Source organism: Virgibacillus halodenitrificans JCM 12304 (assembly GCF_001310895.1).
GTDB lineage: Bacteria > Bacillota > Bacilli > Bacillales > Amphibacillaceae > Virgibacillus_Q > Virgibacillus_Q halodenitrificans.
The window spans coordinates 1-16,710 of the sequence record NZ_BAZS01000041.1; the positions used below are offsets into that span (position 1 = coordinate 1).

Below are 16,710 nucleotides of genomic sequence, written 5' to 3' on the forward strand. Positions count from 1 at the left end.
ACTACGTCGCAGTTTCCTCCTACTCCGCAGAAATGAACTTGAAGGAATTAATGTGATCTGCCCAACATTTCCATAGCTCCAACAAAAAAACGCTCCTCATTAAGAGGAGCGCTTTTTTTAAATTAACTAGCGTACATTTCAGCTATTTTTTTCTGTAGTTGTTTATCCTGTACGTATTCATCGTAGCTCATTTCTTTATCAATAATTCCGTTTGGAGTAATCTCAATCAGACGATTAGCGATACTCTGAACAAATTGATGGTCATGAGACGTGAATAAGATAGAGCCCTTAAATTTAATAAGCCCATTATTCAATGCAGTGATAGATTCCAGATCTAAATGGTTTGTTGGTTCATCAAGTAACAAGACATTGGCATTACTCAACATCATTTTAGATAGCATACAGCGGACTTTTTCTCCACCTGATAATACGTTTGCTTTTTTCAAGGCTTGTTCACCAGAGAATAACATTCTGCCAAGGAAACCACGAAGGAATGTTTCCGTTTCGTCTTCCGGTGAGTATTGACGTAACCAATCGACCAATGGCAAATCATTATTTTCGAAATAAGCAGCATTATCTTTAGGGAAATAAGATTGTGATGTGGTTACTCCCCATTTATAGCTTCCTGCATCTGGCTCAATTTCACCCATTAAAATTCGGAATAACGTAGTTTGGCAATATCATCTTTTCCAACAAGCGCTATCTTGTCATCTTTGTTCATTGTAAAACTTACGTTATCCAGTACTTTATTCCCGCCAATTGTTTTGGTAAGACCTTCGACACGTAGTAAATCATTACCTATTTCACGTTCGGGGGTAAAGGAAATATATGGATATTTTCTGGATGAAGGTTTAATGTCATCAAGGGTGATATTGTCAAGTAATTTTTTACGCGAAGTTGCTTGCTTCGATTTAGAGGCATTAGCACTAAATCGTGCAACAAAGGATTGCAGCTCTTTTATTTTTTCTTCTTTCTTTTTATTGGCTTCCTGCGCCATTTTTGCAGCTAACTGGCTTGATTCGTACCAGAAATCATAGTTACCGATGTAGATTTGGATTTTTCCGTAGTCAACATCTGCAATATGTGTGCATACTTTATTTAAAAAGTGTCTGTCATGAGATACAACAATGACAGTGTTCTCAAAGTTAATTAGAAATTCTTCCAGCCATTGGATTGCTTGAATATCAAGTCCGTTAGTAGGCTCATCAAGTAAAAGGATATCCGGATTACCGAATAAAGCCTGTGCCAAAAGTACTTTCACCTTTTGATCTGCAGACAAATCAGCCATTTGCGTCATGTGAAGGGATTCATCAACACCAAGCCCTTTAAGGAGCACAGCTGCATCTGATTCAGCTTCCCAACCATTCATTTCAGCAAATTCACCTTCTAATTCAGCAGCACGCATACCATCTTCTTCAGAAAAATCGCCTTTCATATAAATGGCATCCTTCTCTTGTTTAACGGAATAAAGCTTTTCATGTCCCATTAAGACAGTATCGAGTACTTGATGTTCTTCATATTCAAAGTGATTCTGCTTTAGTATTGCTAATCTTTCACCTGGAGACAAAGAAACAGCACCTGATTGTGGCTCAATTTCACCAGAGAGAATCTTTAGAAATGTAGATTTTCCGGCTCCATTTGCACCTATTAGCCCATAGCAGTTACCAGGTGTAAACTTTAAATTTACATCTTCAAATAACTTTTTATCACCATATCGTAAACTAACGTTAGTTACATTAATCATTCTTGTAGAATCCTCCAATAAAAATAAATAGTAATCAACGTAAGCTTACGGTATTTATGCAGTTTAGTCAATGTTAACAGGCTTTAAATTTGTAAATAATGATGAAATATACAAAAAATTAACTTGTATATTTGTTAATTTTTGTAATAGTAGATAAAAAGGATTGTACAGTTATACAACCTAGAGGCGGTGCAGGGGGGAGGGACTTTAGGTGAGTGAACGAACGATTTATTTTCTCTTTACAGATACGGGAACATATTTAGCGAAAGCAATTAACTATTATACAAAGCAATCACTGAATCATGTCTCCATTTGTTTTGATTCAGAATTGAAAGAAGTTTACAGCTTTGGTCGAAAGCAACCGAGGAATCCCTTTATTGGTGGTTTTGTTCAAGAAGACATTCGATCTGAATTCCTGAAAAAATCCTACTGCGCTATCTATAGCTATACGGTATCAGAACAAGAATATGAAACGGTTATGTTGCGTATAAAAGAAATCGAAGCAAAAAAGGCAGATTATAAATATAATTTTATAGGATTATTGGCAGTACTGTTTCAAGTTGAAATTGATCGCAAATATGCTCTGTTTTGTTCTCAATTTGTGGCAACAGTATGCGGGGATGCAGAAAAATTTGTTTTTGATAAACCGACATGCTTTGTAACTCCAGGAGACATTCGTAAGTTGGATGGTCTGAAGTTAATATACCAAGGCAAGTTGGAAAATTACACACATGCTTTTAAAACTGAAAGGAAATTAATACCAGGTAGTTTACCTTCAACGAAGCAATCATTTATTATTAACATATCTAAAAAAGTTAAAAAGTTTGTCATAAGATAAAGGACCATAATTTCATTGTATGGTTCTTTTCTCGGTTTTAAGGGAGGTAAAGGAATATGGAACGTAGCAGTAACTATCGTCTATTGAAAATAAGAGAAATATTATTTCAGCAAACAGATGATCAGAACGAAATGGGGATTAGCGAATTAGTTGATAAGCTCAGAGAGTTAATGCCTGAGAGACAACTGGATCACCGTACGATAAAAAAGGATCTGGAAACGCTCGATGATATGGATTTTGAAGTTGTAACGAATAAGGGTAAATTCGGTAAAAACTATTACAGCCATCAAACCAGATTGTTTGAAACATATCAGCTAAGGCTTATGGTTGATGCTATTCTCTCCGCTAAATTTATAACAACAAAAGAGAAGAAGCTGTTAATTGAAAAGTTAAAGCAGTTAACAAGTAAACAAATTGCCAGAACTTTGCCAGAACCAGTCTTATTTAGTCAATCTGCCAATATTGATTATGAATTGGTGAAATAGAATATTGACTTTGTACACCGAGCAATAGCAGAAAAAAAGATACTTACATATCAATATGGAAAGTTTAATGTAGATAAGAAATTTGAATATAATCGTAATGGAGATTTATATTACGTGGAGCCATATGCTCTTATTTGGCAGAACGATTACTATTATCTAATTGGACGATTTATAAAAACAGATGAAGTGCGCCATTATCGCCTGGACCGGATGCGTAATATTCACTTAACAAATGAGAGGTTTATCAAAAAGGATTTTGATTTAAATGAATATGTAAACCAAAGCTTTCATATGTTCGCAGGAGAAGAAATACGCATTAAAATAAGGTTTCATCTTCATTTAGTAAATGTTGTGCTGGACAGATTTGGACATGACGCAAACATAAAACAATTGGATGATAAACACTTTTTATTAACAACGAAGGCAAAGTTATCGGACGGTCTAATAAACTGGATTCTTACCTGGGGTCATAAGGCTAAGGTAATAGAGCCCGAATATGTAGTGCAGGAAATGAGGGAACGTATTCAACAGATGGCAGCACTATATATGACAGACAATGATTAAATGAAATTTAAGTTAGCAGATGATAAATTCCCTAATTATATAAAAATTTGAAACTATCGATATTTTATTGTTTAATAGTGGTGATGAGAGGGAAGCTTTGTCTGTAGGAAAGTTTCCTGAGTTCTGAGATACGTCAACACGAAAGAAAATACTACAAGGAGTGTGTTGAATGGAAGATCTATATCCTTCAAGAAAAAATAGCCAACCGGAGATTTTGGAAAGGAAGGATCCGGTAATTCATACAGATCGATCCAAAGATAATCAAGCTCCTATTTCAACAGAACAGCTTGATTCCTATGAAAAAAATGGGTTTTTGCAAATAAAGAATTTCTTCTCTGAAGAGGAAGTTTCTGATATGCAGAAAGCCATTTTTGAATTGCAGGACTCAAAAATGGACGTAGATTCCAAAAAGGTTATCCGTGAGCCGGAGAGTGATGACATTCGCTCTATTTTTCACGTACACAAAGATGATGCTTATTTTAAAAAAGTGGCCAATGATCAGCGAATCTTGGATATAGTAAATCATCTTTTGGGAAGTGATGTGTATATACATCAATCCCGAATTAATTATAAACCAGGTTTTAAGGGAAAGGAATTTGACTGGCATTCTGATTTTGAGACATGGCATGTTGAGGACGGGATGCCTCGTATGCGTGCAGTAAGTGTATCGATTGCATTATCAGATAACTATACTTTTAACGGGCCTTTAATGCTTATACCAGGGTCCCAGAACTACTATGTTAGTTGTGTAGGCGAAACGCCAGAGGACAATTACAAAGATTCATTGAAGAAGCAAAAAGTTGGTGTTCCTGATGAAGAAAGCCTTCGTTGGCTTGCAGAAAAAGGTGGAGGAATTTCCGTACCTACAGGAAAAGCGGGTTCCATTACATTGTTTGAGTCAAATACGATGCATGGCTCTACAAGTAATATGACACCATATCCGCGTAATAATCTGTTTATGGTATATAATAGTGTAGAAAATAGATTGGTGGAGCCATTTTCCGGTGGCAATGCACGACCGGAATATATTGCTGTCCGCGAGAAGCAAGCAATGTATAGCGGATAGAGGTACATGTTTTGATGGATAACTTTCCCGTGTTGACGTAATCCAGATATAAACGGCGGTTCCCCGGGATATAACCTGGGAACCGCTTTTTTGATTCTATTTCAAATGTTTAAGTAATACTTATAATATTCATTCTTAGCTGGAGGAAACTGCGAACTAGAGTGGAACAATCAGCAGCAGAGTGAAACTATCCACCTTAGACATTCAGCAACTGGTACAGTTTGGTTATAATACATTAATCTTCGAAATAGTATGAGCTATCACCAGATATAGACCTACTTAATCCACTTGCTCGATCCCCAGCGTCTTATATGGCACCTTGATTTTAAATGCAAGGTTATTTGCATCCAAATCTATCTGTTCTACTGCGACCTCGAAGTTACTTTTAATTTTCATATCAGTTACTGCTACATATATTTCTTCTTCCTTTGGATTGACGGTTACCCATTCAGGCATTGGTAAGTATTTACCCATATACTCCATTATTTTTTTGTTTGGTAACTGAAGCAGGCCAACAGAAATCGATTTTAATTTAAGAATTATGTCTCCGTTCTCCTGCACGAGCGGTTCCAAATGCACGGATAAAGGAACAGTTGAAGAAAATACCGGTAATTCGCCAATTAAATGAACGTCTTCTTCCAATTCAATTTTATATTGATGTTTACTGTCATTTAATTCTCCAATATACGCGTTTACAAGTTCATTTAAATTATTCTTGGTTGTTCGGACAACGAATACGGAGCTGTCCTCCGCAGGTGTTTCTTCTTTAACGGCATATTCTTTTTTAGAAACTGGCCAAAAAATTAATGATACAAAAACAAGAACTAAAAGTATATTTACGATTAGCAGAGTGAAAAACAGTTTTTTCCACTTGCTTTTTCTTTTTGATTGATTTGTTCTCGTGGTCATAGCAGTCATCCTTCTTCATGGGTTAAATAATTTAATACTCGTCGGGCAATTCGTTTATAGCCAAGTTCATTCGGATGGAAATTATCCTCTGAGAATAAATTAGTATCATCCTCATCAAATAAATCAGCTGTAGGTATATAAGTAATATTCTCATGATCTCCAGCGATTTTTCGTCCAGATTCGTTCCACTCTTCAATGATTAAACTAAGTTCTTTAATATCTTCAAAATATTGTTTGAAAGGGTTATAAAAACCTAATAAGTATATATGTGAATCAGGGTTTATTGATTGCATCTTATTAAAGATTTTTTCTAAACGCTGTTCATAGTTTTGCTTTTCTTCAGTGAAGTCCTCCATTTTTAGATGAGTAAAGTTTTCTTTTACAACTTTCATAATATCATTTGCACCAATAGTAATTAAAATGATGTCTGCTTCATTAATTGCGTCTACCACTTCGGGTTTCTCCAGGCGCTTCAACAGCTGATCAGATCGGTTGCCTCGAATACCGAGATTAGCGAAATCAACTAATTCTTCTTGCTGGTTGATGGAACGGTCTAATATACCAACATAACCACCTTGCTCTGTGCTATCTCCGACACCCTGTGTTAAAGAATCTCCAATTGCTAAGATTTGGGTTTCTTTCGTAGAGAAGAAGTCAACGGTTTGTTTAACAGCCTTTACTACTATTTCTTTTAATGGAGCTGGATTTTCGGATTCTTCCTCCTGCATATTTTCTTCTTCGTCATTTGCAGGTTGCTGAGTAATTGTTTCCTCATCTTCATCGGTAATCCGTACATTTTTAAAATCGGGCTCAGGTTGATTCATGTTTATTATAATAACTGCAATTCCTATTAGCATGACCACGCCTGTTATTAAACCAATAATTTTCTTATTCATTCCTACCACACCTAATGTTGTTGTACTATATTTATATGACTGAAATAGCTTGTATTATATCCATTCGTTACTTTATAACTGTATATGTATGTATATTATTATACATTATAAAAGAAAAAATCGCCTTCATATAAAAGGCGATCTTTAACAGGGAAGGGTTAATACAATTTTTCCCCATTTGCTGATTTATAAACATCTAATCTATAAGTTTATTAGCAGCGCGTGTTAGCTTAAACTTCTACCGGAATATTCAAGGACCCTCCACTCCTAGTACGGATAGCTTCATTATAAGGGTCTGTTTCCGCAATTACGGTAATCCCGGCAGCTGCAGCATTCTCAACTAGGTTTTCATGTAGAGAAGGTTGCTCTACAAAAAGAATAGCTACTTGTTTATTTATTAACTCTTCTATACTAGTTTTAGTGTTCTCTTTGCCTGGGATCCAAACTGCGTCTATTTTTCCCTCATTCGTGGATAACGAGCTGACTTCAAATCCAAGTGATTGCAGTTTAGCCACTTTTTCCTTCGTTTCTTGTTTTTCTGCACCTGCCACTGTAATAACTTTTTTACGTATTCCTCCATTACTTCGGTCAAAAGGAGAGGAAACAAGCCACTTCACAGCATCATCTTCTTTAAATGTAATAGTTGCGGGCTCATTTGTAGCTTTTGCAATGGCTTGATCAAGTGTAAAAAGAATATCATTCGATGATTCAAGCCCTATTGATAGGCGGATTAATTCTTCAGAGACACCACTCTTCACTAAATCTTCTTCTCCCAATTGTTGATGTGTGGTTGAAGCAGGATGAATAATTAATGATTTAGCATCACCTACGTTTGCTACATGGGACCATAATTCAATCGAATCAATTAGCTTCCTGCCAGCCTCACGTCCTCCTTTAATGCCAAAGGTAATAACAGACCCATACCCATTTCTAAAGTATTTTTTGGCAAGTTGGTGAGAAGGGTGGTCGCTAAGCCAGGATAGTTTACCCATTCTACAGCTTGGTGATTTTCCAAATAATTAGCTACTTCTATTGCATTTTGATTATGTCTTTCAATACGTAAGTGCAATGTTTCCAATCCTTGGAGTAAAAGAAATGCATTTTGTGGGCTGAGACAAGCTCCGATATCACGTAATAGCTGTACGCGTAGCTTAACCGCAAAAGCAGGTGCCCCTACATCTATAAATCGTAAGCCATTATAGCTTTCGTCTGGTTCTGTGAAACCAGGGAATTTTCCATTATCCCAATTGAACTTGCCGCCATCTACAACAACTCCCCCAATAGCTGTTCCATGTCCACCGATCCATTTTGTAGCAGAGTGAACCACAATATCTGCTCCCCAGCTAAGTGGCTTCGTAATATATGGAGCGAATGTATTATCAATAATTAGAGGAATCTCATGCTTATGGGCAATATTTGCTATATTTTCTACATCAAATACATTTAAACTAGGGTTTGTGATGATTTCTCCATAAATTGCTTTTGTCTTATCTGTTATCGCTGCTTCAATTGCTTTATGGTCTGTACCGTCAACAAAATTCACTTGAATACCGTAGCGTGGCAGTGTGTTAGCAAATAAATTATATGTTCCTCCATATAAATTACTATCAGCAATAATTTCATCACCAGCACTGGCAATATTTAATATAGCGAAAGTTATGGCTGCCATACCGGAAGAAGTGGCCACCGCTGCGACACCATCTTCTAGTTCTGCAACCCGCTGTTCAAATGTATCGACAGTTGGATTCCCAATACGAGAATATATATTGCCTGGTTCAGCTAAACCAAATAAATTCTGTGCATGCTCTGTGTCACGAAATACATAGGAAGTAGTTTGATAGATAGGCACAGCGCGTGAACCTGTGGTCGGGTCAGCTGATTGCCCTCCGTGTAGTAATACTGTTTCCGGATTTTGAAAATGAAATTGAGCCATAATAAATTCCTCCTAGGTTTAATTTGTTATCTGGAGGAAGAGGAGATAATCAAAAAGCCCTCTTCCTAAGAAGAGGGCGTTTAATTTAACCGGTCCTCCTCTTATCTTCCAGATCTGTTTTGATCTGTAGGATGTAGCACCTTCAAAGCAAGAATTATTGCTTTCAGGTTGCCGGGCTTCACAGGGCCTATTCCCTCCGCCACTCTGGATAAGAGATTAAATTTTCTAAATTATGAATAGTATAGGTCCTTTCTTTTCTTCTGTCAACCATTAATTTAATAATTTTCTATTTTTTCTGGTTTTATTAGGCCGATATGCTGCTCCCATATAATTGATAAGTGCTATCCATATTAATGAGAAAGCAATAAGGTGAGCTGACGTGAACGTCTCTTCATAAAGAAATACACCAAGTAATAGCATAATAGTAGGGGCAAAGTATTGTAAAAAGCCGATCATCCCCAATGGAATATGCTTGGCACCAGCAGCAAATAGGAGCAAAGGAATTGCAGTCATTATACCAGCGCCCATTAGAAGCAGGTTTGTTGCTGTTCCTACCTCCACCCATTTAAAAGTAGTTTCAGGCAATAAAAATAAATAGAGTAAGGCAAAAGGAGTAACAACAAATGTTTCAATTGTCAGGCCGGTCATTGCCCCCACATCAACCACTTTTTTTAATAAACCATACACACCAAAACTAAATGCTAATGCGAGTGAGACCCATGGAAATACCCCGTAGCTGATAGTAAGATAGATCACTCCCAAAGATGCAAGAATAAAAGAAAAGATTTGTCTCCGTGTCATATTTTCCTTTAAAAAAATTATTCCCAAAAGAATGCTGACAAGAGGATTAATATAATATCCTAAGCTTGCCTGGATGACATGGTTGCTGTTAACCGCCCATATATATGTTAGCCAATTTAAGCTAATAACAATGGCTGCTAAAGAAATAAATATGACTTTCTTCTTGCTTTTGGTAAATGATTTATATTCTTTTATAAATGCAGGCCACTTTCCGGTAATAAGTAAAATAATTAGCATAAAAACAAAAGACCAGATAATTCGGTGTGCCAGAATTTCGCCTGCTGGGACCGATTCTACCTGTTTCCAATATATCGGCAAAAATCCCCAAATGATATAAGCACCTATAGCATAAATAATACTGTTTCTTACTTGATTCGTATTCATACAAACCCTCTTTTATGTGAGATTAAATGATTTTGTGTAATTCCATCAAATTAAACTTATTCTAGAAATAAAACATCAATAAATCAATAGAAGTTTAGAAATTTTCTAATTTAAACGCTTTCATAAATTAGGTTAATGGCATAGTATAGGAGTATGTACATCTATTACATAAGGGGGAGAAGTAATGAAAAAAAAGAATAATAGATTTGAAACAGCAGTGATTCATGATGGATACGACGCCAAGGATATGCTAGGAAGCCTGACTACCCCATTGTTTCAAACATCTACATTTACGTTTGAAACTGCTGAGCAGGGAGAAAAACGTTTCGCAGGAGAAGAGGAAGGGTTTATTTACTCAAGATTAGGAAACCCAACAGTGAGAGCCTTGGAAGAAAGAATTGCCACATTGGAAAATGGAGAAAGAGGCCTGGCATTTGGGTCAGGAATGGCTGCTGTATCAGCCATTTTATTCGCATTAACAAAGGCAAATGATCATATATTGTGTTCGTCAGGTTTATATGGCTGCACGTTTGGTTTGCTTCAAATGCTCCATGAGAAATTCAATATATCCTATGATTTTTCTTCCATGGAAACAAAAGAAGAAATTCGTTCACTGATTAAAGAGGAAACAGCTTGTATATACGTAGAAACGCCAATAAATCCAACAATGAAATTGATTGACCTTCAGCTTGTGGCTGAAGTTGCCAAAGAATATGGAATTCCTGTTATTGTTGATAATACATTTTCTTCACCATATTTACAGCGTCCATTGGATTTAGGCTGTGATGTGGTTGTTCACAGTGCTACAAAGTATATTGGAGGACACGGGGATGTAGTAGCAGGACTAGCTGTTGGAAAAAAAGACTTTTTTGACTCTGTTGCTATGACAACGCAAAAGGATATTGGCGGGATAATATCACCGTTTGATGCATGGCTCTTGTTAAGAGGATTAAAAACATTACCAGTGAGAATGGATCGTCACTGTGACAATGCAGAGAAAATAGTTGAGAAACTGGAAAGCCACCCGAAAATTTCAACTGTATATTACCCGGGAAGTAAGAAAAATCCTGATTTTTCTATTTGCGAAAAGCAAATGAAACGTGGTGGTGGAATGATCTCCTTTGCTGTGGATGGGACGAAAGCAGATGCCCAGGAACTGCTGAATAAGCTTAACTTTATTAAAATAGCTGTCAGTCTTGGTGATGCAGAGACGTTGATTCAACACCCAGCAACGATGACCCACTCCGTAGTACCTGAAGAATCCAGAGAGAAAATGGGAATTACAGACCAGCTTATCCGATTATCCGTTGGTTTGGAAGCTTGGGAAGATATATGGAGCGATTTGGAGCAAGCCTTAAACCAATTGAAGTAAGTAAAGTGACATAAACATACTATACAAAACAATAGTCGAACATAATTCGAACCTTTATACAGGCCTTCGAATTAGTTCGGCTTTTTTAATGGATTTATATTCACTCATGTCTCGTTACAACAGTAATTTTTAACATGATTTGATATTGTGTGCTATATTATGGATAATATAATGATGATATAAATTTCATGGCTAGAGAAACCAGGGCCATAAGGGGGATCTTATATTGGGGATACTTTCCTACTTATTAGGGTTTGTTATTTTCTTTAATATTGCACTAGGTATTTCTATTATATTTCTTGAACGAAAAGATGCTAGTTCAACATGGGCCTGGTTAATGGTGTTGCTGTTCATTCCTATTGCAGGCTTTTTCCTTTACTTGATATTTGGAAAACCCATTAGCAAAAGACGTATTTTTACGTGGGATACAAAAAGCCGTTTAGGGGTGAAGGCTGCAGTACAATCGCAGCTGAGGGCATTAGAGGAACAGCGTTTTGACTTTAAAGATAAACAGATTGCTGAGCATGAAGACCTTGTGTACTTACATTTGCGGAATGATGACGCTATTTTTACACAGGATAACAAAGTTAAGATATTTACAGATGGAAAAGAAAAGTTCGATGCCTTAGCTAAAGATCTTGAAAAAGCGACAGACCATATTCATCTATTGTACTACATTATACGTAGTGATGAATTAGGACAACGAATTGCAGACATCCTAGTAAAAAAAGCCAATGAAGGTGTAGATGTCCGGGTTCTTTATGATGATATGGGTTCAAGAAGCTTAAAAAGGTCTTACATCAAACGGTTGAGAGCTGCAGGAGTTCAGGTTGAAGCATTTTTTCCGCCTAAAATACCAAAGATTAATTTTAAGATTAATTACCGAAACCATCGAAAGCTAGCTATTATTGATGGGAAAGTGGGCTATATTGGGGGTTTCAATATAGGAGATGAATATTTAGGGAAGGATAAGAAATTCGGTTACTGGCGGGATACACACTTACGCATTTATGGAGATTCTGTTAATAACATGCAAACACGCTTTATTCTTGACTGGAATCAAGCTTCAAGGAATCATATATTATATGAAGAGCGTTATTACGCCGCAGAACCCGCAGGTGATGTAGGGATCCAAGTTGTTTCCAGTGGCCCGGATTCGGATTGGGAGCAGATTAAAAATGGCTATATTAAAATGATTATGTCGGCAAAGGATTACATTTATATACAAACACCATATTTTATTCCTGATGAGAGCCTTCGAGATGCATTGCGTATTGCAACACTTTCAGGAGTGAAGGTCAAGATAATGATTCCCAACAAGCCGGATCATCCTTTTGTGTACTGGGCGACACTATCGTATATTGGAGATTTATTGAATGCAGGTGCAGAGATTTATATTTATCAGGACGGATTTTTACATGCCAAGACAATTGTGGTCGATGGCGAGATAGCATCTGTTGGAACGGCAAATATTGATGTACGAAGTTTCCGTCTTAATTTTGAGGTAAATGCATTTCTTTATGATAAAGAGGTTGCTGCCAAATTAGAGGATGCGTATAATGCCGATATTCTTCTTTCTACACAAATGACAAAGAAATTATATCAAAAGCGGTCCCTCGGCATTCGATTTAAAGAATCCGTTTCTCGCTTGATATCACCTGTTTTATAAGGTGGTTTTTGGAAGGGATTGTTGATAGGCTTGATTTTACAGTGTAGAATAGTAAGAATTGACAATGTGTATAACGGGAATAAAATAGACCAACATAGAATTTAACAGGAGGAGAAGAAAATATGACAGCAAAACCTTGTTCTAATTCACTTGCAGTAAAAACCTCTCATGTGTTACCACCAGATACAAATTATCATGGGACTTTATTTGGTGGGAAATTGATGGCACATATCGATGATGTGGCAGCAATTGCTGCCGAAAGACATGCAAGAAAGCCAGTAGTAACCGCATCAACAGATTCGGTTGATTTCCTTGCGCCAGTCAAGGCCGGGCATTCAATCTGTGTAGAAGCATTTGTTACATGGACACATCAGACATCGATGGAAGTGTTTGTTAAAGTCGTTACAGAGGATTTACTAACCGGAGACAGAAAAGTATGCACTACTGCATTTATGACGTTTGTTGCTGTAGATGATAACGGAAGGCCTGTATCTGTCCCAGAGGTTTATCCGGAAACAGAGCAAGAAAAGACGCTCCATACACTCGCTCCTACACGTGCGGAGCAACGCAAAGAACGTCGAAAGCAATCAAAGGAACTAGCAGCAACGTTTGGCACCAGTTTTCCTTGGAATAAAGGAGTTTAAAAGCCTAACTATAGGCTTTTTTTCTTTTAAATAACAAGTTATAGAAGAATACCCGAATGTTATAAAAAAAGAGAGAAAGGGTATACATAATTATTATTCGGACTTTTACGTTTCTCTATGATAACAAATATTAATGCTAGGTGATAAAGGAGGAGAAGAGAAAGTGGAACTGTTGGAAAAAATGATTGGTGAAGTTAATGATGTATTGTGGACATATGTTTTAATCGCAGTATTACTTGGTCTCGGTTTATTTTTCACGATAAAAACCGGCTTCGTACAGTTTAGATATTTACCGGAAATGTTCCGTGTTTTAGTTGATAAGCGGACAATAAGTGCGTCTGGAAAGAAAGGGACCTCCGCATTCCAGGCCTTTGCTATAAGTGCAGCTTCCCGAGTGGGAACAGGAAATTTGGCAGGGGTAGCGACAGCGGTAGCAGCAGGGGGACCTGGAGCATTATTCTGGATGTGGTTGATCGCATTACTTGGTTCAGCTTCTGGATTTGTGGAAAGTACCTTAGCACAGGTATATAAAGTACCAGAGAAAAATCAATATAGAGGTGGACCCGCTTACTATATGGAAAAGGGGTTAAATAAGCGGTGGCTGGCAATTATTTTTGCTGTTACAATAACTTTTACATATGGCCTGGTGTTTAATTCAGTTCAATCCAACACAATAAGCTTAGCCTTTGCAGGGGAATTTGATATTAATAAAAATATAATCGCATTTATATTAGTTATCTTAACTGCTGTTGTTATTTTTGGTGGATTAAAAAGTATAGCCAATGTTACCCAATATATTATTCCTATTGTAGCCATTCTATATATAGGGGTAGCTATGTATGTATTAATCGTTAATATTGAGCAAATACCTGATATGCTTTCTCTTATATTCGCAAACGCATTTGGAATTCAGCAGGTGGCTGGTGGTGGCTTTGCTGCAGCTATTATGATGGGAATTAAACGTGGCTTGTTCTCAAATGAAGCAGGTATGGGTAGCGCACCGAACGCAGCAGCTACTGCGGAAGTATCCCACCCGGCAAAGCAAGGACTTATTCAAGCACTTGGTGTATTTTTTGATACGATATTAATTTGTAGTGCTACTGGATTTATTCTTATTTCAGCAGGAGGGTATGAAGGAAGTAAATCAGACGGGATACAGCTCACCCAGGATGCCTTCTCCTATCATATTGGTGATTGGGCAGGTATATTTATAGCTGTAGCCATCTTCCTTTTTGCATATAGTTCTATTCTTGGAAATTATTATTATGGAGAGAATAACATAGGATTTATTAAGGAAAGTAAAATTGCTTTGTTTATTTATCGCTTGGCAGTCCTTGCAATGGTAGTTTTCGGAGCGGTTGCCTCCTTTGATATTGTTTGGAGTCTAGCAGATCTAACCATGGCAATTATGGCATTAATTAACCTCTATGCCATTGCAAAACTATTTAAGGTTGCCAATAAGGTATTGCAAGACTACAGAGAACAACGGAAAGCGGGTAAAGATCCTGTTTTCTATCGAGATAGTCTGGATAATCAAGAAGGTATTGAATTTTGGGGAAGAGATCAAACAACAGAAAAAGAATCCTAACAAACGAAGGACTGCCTAATAACAGGCAGTCCTATTATGATTGGCAAAAAAGAAAAACACCGACGGATATTCTTGCTCTGCAGCCGATTAACCCCTTCTACGGCGGATATTTGTGCTCTGCAGCCGATTAACCCCTTCTACGGCGGATATTTGTGCTCTGCAGCCGATTAACCCCTTCTACGGCGGATACTTTTGCTCTGCAGCGGATTAATCCCTTCTGCGGCGGATACTTTTGCTCTGCAGCGGATTAATCCCTTCTGCGGCGAATATTTGTGCTCTGCAGCCGATTAATCCCTTCTACGGCGGATATTTGTGCTCTGCAGCTGATTAATCTCATGTGCGGTGGATTGCTCCCCAGCTGGTTCGCAGTTTCAATCACTTCTACTCTGCAAAATCGGAGTAGCTGAATCACGGGTCTTATTCTTTAGTAAAAGTGGTTTTGAAGATGTGTAAGGTATCTCATAATTAAAATTGAAAATTTTTCCCAATTTAAGATATGATAGTTGGTAAATTGACAGAAGTATGAAATAATAAATAGAGATAAAATTCTATTTTTTTGGAGGTCAAATCATGGTTAGTCAACAGATACAAGAGAAATATGCAGAGTTAGCACTACGAACTGGTGTTAATCTTCAGGAGAATCAAGCATTAATGATTAATGCACCAATTGAAGGAGCTGACTTCACCAGAATCGTAGCTCGGAAAGCATATGAAATGGGAGCAAAAGACGTTCACATAAACTGGTAGATGATGAGCTTACCCTGCTTAAATACGAAAACGCACCGGATGAAGTGATTGCTGATTATCCGGAATGGAAGGTTAAATTACATGATAGTTTTGCTGAAGATGGGGCAGCAATCTTAAATATTCGTTCGACGAACCCGGACCTATTAAAAGATATTGATCCATCCCGTGTAGCAAAGGCGAACAAAGCAGCTGCAGAAGCAATGAAGAATTTCCGTAAATATACGATGAATGATAAAATTGCCTGGACAATTATTTCCATACCTACTGGGGATTGGGCGCAAAAAATATTCCCTGAAAAATCAAAAGAGGATGCCATTGAGAGCCTTTGGGATGCAATTGTCAAGATCGTTCGTGTTGACAAAGAAGATCCTGTTGCAGCCTGGGAAGCACATAATGAGACGTTAAAGACAGCAAGAGAGATATTAAATAAAAAGAACTATAAATTGCTTCACTTTAAAGCTCCTGGGACAGATTTAAAGCTTGAACTACCAAAAGGCCATATTTGGAAAGGTGGATCTGCTGTTACAGAAGGTGGTACTACCTTTAACCCTAATATGCCGACGGAAGAAGTATTTTCCATGCCGCATAAGTATGGCGTAAATGGCACAGTAGCAAGTACGAAACCTTTAAATTATGGTGGTAGCTTAATTGATAATTTCCAGCTTACATTTGAAAATGGAAAAGTAGTAGATTTTAAAGCAGAGCAAGGCGAAGCAACTTTAAAACATCTACTTGACTCGGATGAAGGTGCTCGCAGACTAGGAGAAGTAGCTCTTGTACCCGATGAATCACCTGTGTCCCAGTCAGGTTTAATTTTTTATAATACACTATTTGATGAGAATGCATCCTGCCATATTGCATTAGGAAAAGCTTATCCTACTAATATGGAGGGCGGTTCTTCGATGAGTGATGAAGAATTGGACAAGCATGGGGTAAATGACAGTTTAGCACATGTGGATTTCATGATTGGTTCTAAAGAACTTGATATCGACGGAGTTCATGAAGATGGCTCTACAGAAGCGGTATTCAGAAATGGAACATGGGCATTAAATATAAAAGGTGAATAATTT

At 37.3% G+C, this 16,710-nt stretch carries 11 protein-coding genes, 3 pseudogenes and 1 riboswitch; of the genes and pseudogenes, 9 read left to right on the forward strand and 5 right to left on the reverse strand.

All coding sequences use genetic code 11. The features are described 5' to 3' along the window. Window positions 1-122: 122 nt before the first annotated feature. A pseudogene (locus tag JCM12304_RS16650) lies at window positions 123-1,744 on the reverse strand (ABC-F family ATP-binding cassette domain-containing protein). A 211-nt stretch (window positions 1,745-1,955) separates the two neighbouring features. Here JCM12304_RS16650 and JCM12304_RS16655 point away from each other — a divergent pair. From JCM12304_RS16655 to thpD, 4 genes are all read left to right on the forward strand, one after another. After that, entirely contained in the window at window positions 1,956-2,582 is a 627-nt protein-coding gene (locus JCM12304_RS16655; protein WP_019376720.1) for a hypothetical protein, read from the forward strand. A 56-nt stretch (window positions 2,583-2,638) separates the two neighbouring features. Then, window positions 2,639-3,067, forward strand: coding sequence for a hypothetical protein (locus JCM12304_RS20185; protein ID WP_256200855.1), 429 nt, complete (start codon window positions 2,639-2,641; stop codon window positions 3,065-3,067). A 24-nt stretch (window positions 3,068-3,091) separates the two neighbouring features. Beyond that, window positions 3,092-3,631, forward strand: a complete 540-nt coding sequence (locus JCM12304_RS20190) for a WYL domain-containing protein (RefSeq protein WP_256200857.1) — start codon at window positions 3,092-3,094, stop codon at window positions 3,629-3,631. A gap of 169 nt (window positions 3,632-3,800) precedes the next feature. Continuing rightward, on the forward strand, window positions 3,801-4,697 hold the full coding sequence (gene thpD / locus JCM12304_RS16665) for an ectoine hydroxylase (protein ID WP_019376718.1): 897 nt from the start codon (window positions 3,801-3,803) through the stop codon (window positions 4,695-4,697). Window positions 4,698-4,976: 279 nt separating this feature from the next. Here the strand turns inward: thpD and JCM12304_RS16670 are convergent, their stop codons facing one another. The 4 genes and pseudogenes from JCM12304_RS16670 to rarD form a co-directional block, all read right to left on the reverse strand. Beyond that, window positions 4,977-5,606 (reverse strand): YpmS family protein, encoded by a 630-nt coding sequence (locus JCM12304_RS16670; protein WP_019376717.1) that lies wholly within the window; start codon window positions 5,604-5,606, stop codon window positions 4,977-4,979. Between the two features lie 5 nt (window positions 5,607-5,611). Continuing rightward, window positions 5,612-6,502 (reverse strand): SGNH/GDSL hydrolase family protein, encoded by an 891-nt coding sequence (locus tag JCM12304_RS16675; protein WP_060681703.1) that lies wholly within the window; start codon window positions 6,500-6,502, stop codon window positions 5,612-5,614. Between the two features lie 230 nt (window positions 6,503-6,732). Beyond that, window positions 6,733-8,351, reverse strand: a pseudogene (locus JCM12304_RS20455) (O-acetylhomoserine aminocarboxypropyltransferase/cysteine synthase family protein). 182 nt (window positions 8,352-8,533) lie between these two features. Beyond that, a riboswitch (SAM riboswitch) is annotated at window positions 8,534-8,650 on the reverse strand. A gap of 55 nt (window positions 8,651-8,705) precedes the next feature. Then, window positions 8,706-9,620 (reverse strand): EamA family transporter RarD, encoded by a 915-nt coding sequence (rarD, locus tag JCM12304_RS16685; RefSeq protein WP_060681704.1) that lies wholly within the window; start codon window positions 9,618-9,620, stop codon window positions 8,706-8,708. A 184-nt stretch (window positions 9,621-9,804) separates the two neighbouring features. On the opposite strand from rarD, the gene megL reads away from it, so the two are divergent. The 5 genes and pseudogenes from megL (at window position 9,805) to JCM12304_RS16710 (ending at window position 16,707) form a co-directional block, all read left to right on the forward strand. After that, entirely contained in the window at window positions 9,805-10,992 is a 1,188-nt protein-coding gene (megL, locus tag JCM12304_RS16690) for a methionine gamma-lyase (RefSeq protein ID WP_060681705.1), read from the forward strand. A gap of 226 nt (window positions 10,993-11,218) precedes the next feature. Further along, complete coding sequence (cls, locus tag JCM12304_RS16695; protein WP_019376712.1) at window positions 11,219-12,661, forward strand: cardiolipin synthase; 1,443 nt, start codon at window positions 11,219-11,221, stop codon at window positions 12,659-12,661. A 122-nt stretch (window positions 12,662-12,783) separates the two neighbouring features. Next, window positions 12,784-13,305, forward strand: coding sequence for an acyl-CoA thioesterase (locus JCM12304_RS16700; RefSeq protein WP_019376711.1), 522 nt, complete (start codon window positions 12,784-12,786; stop codon window positions 13,303-13,305). Between the two features lie 163 nt (window positions 13,306-13,468). Then, the gene (locus JCM12304_RS16705; RefSeq protein WP_156958512.1) at window positions 13,469-14,893 is read left to right on the forward strand and encodes an alanine/glycine:cation symporter family protein; all 1,425 of its coding nucleotides are present in this window, start codon (window positions 13,469-13,471) and stop codon (window positions 14,891-14,893) included. Window positions 14,894-15,463: 570 nt separating this feature from the next. Continuing rightward, window positions 15,464-16,707 (forward strand): annotated as a pseudogene (locus JCM12304_RS16710) (aminopeptidase). Window positions 16,708-16,710: the final 3 nt, after the last annotated feature.

Coding starts and splice junctions, on each gene's coding strand:
- JCM12304_RS16700 (WP_019376711.1), top strand. CDS start 12,784: ATGACAGCAAAACCTTGTTCTAATTCACTTGCAGTAAAAACCTCTCAT.
- JCM12304_RS16670 (WP_019376717.1), bottom strand. CDS start 5,606: ATGACCACGAGAACAAATCAATCAAAAAGAAAAAGCAAGTGGAAAAAA.
- JCM12304_RS20185 (WP_256200855.1), top strand. CDS start 2,639: ATGGAACGTAGCAGTAACTATCGTCTATTGAAAATAAGAGAAATATTA.
- rarD (WP_060681704.1), bottom strand. CDS start 9,620: ATGAATACGAATCAAGTAAGAAACAGTATTATTTATGCTATAGGTGCT.
- thpD (WP_019376718.1), top strand. CDS start 3,801: ATGGAAGATCTATATCCTTCAAGAAAAAATAGCCAACCGGAGATTTTG.
- JCM12304_RS16675 (WP_060681703.1), bottom strand. CDS start 6,502: ATGAATAAGAAAATTATTGGTTTAATAACAGGCGTGGTCATGCTAATA.
- megL (WP_060681705.1), top strand. CDS start 9,805: ATGAAAAAAAAGAATAATAGATTTGAAACAGCAGTGATTCATGATGGA.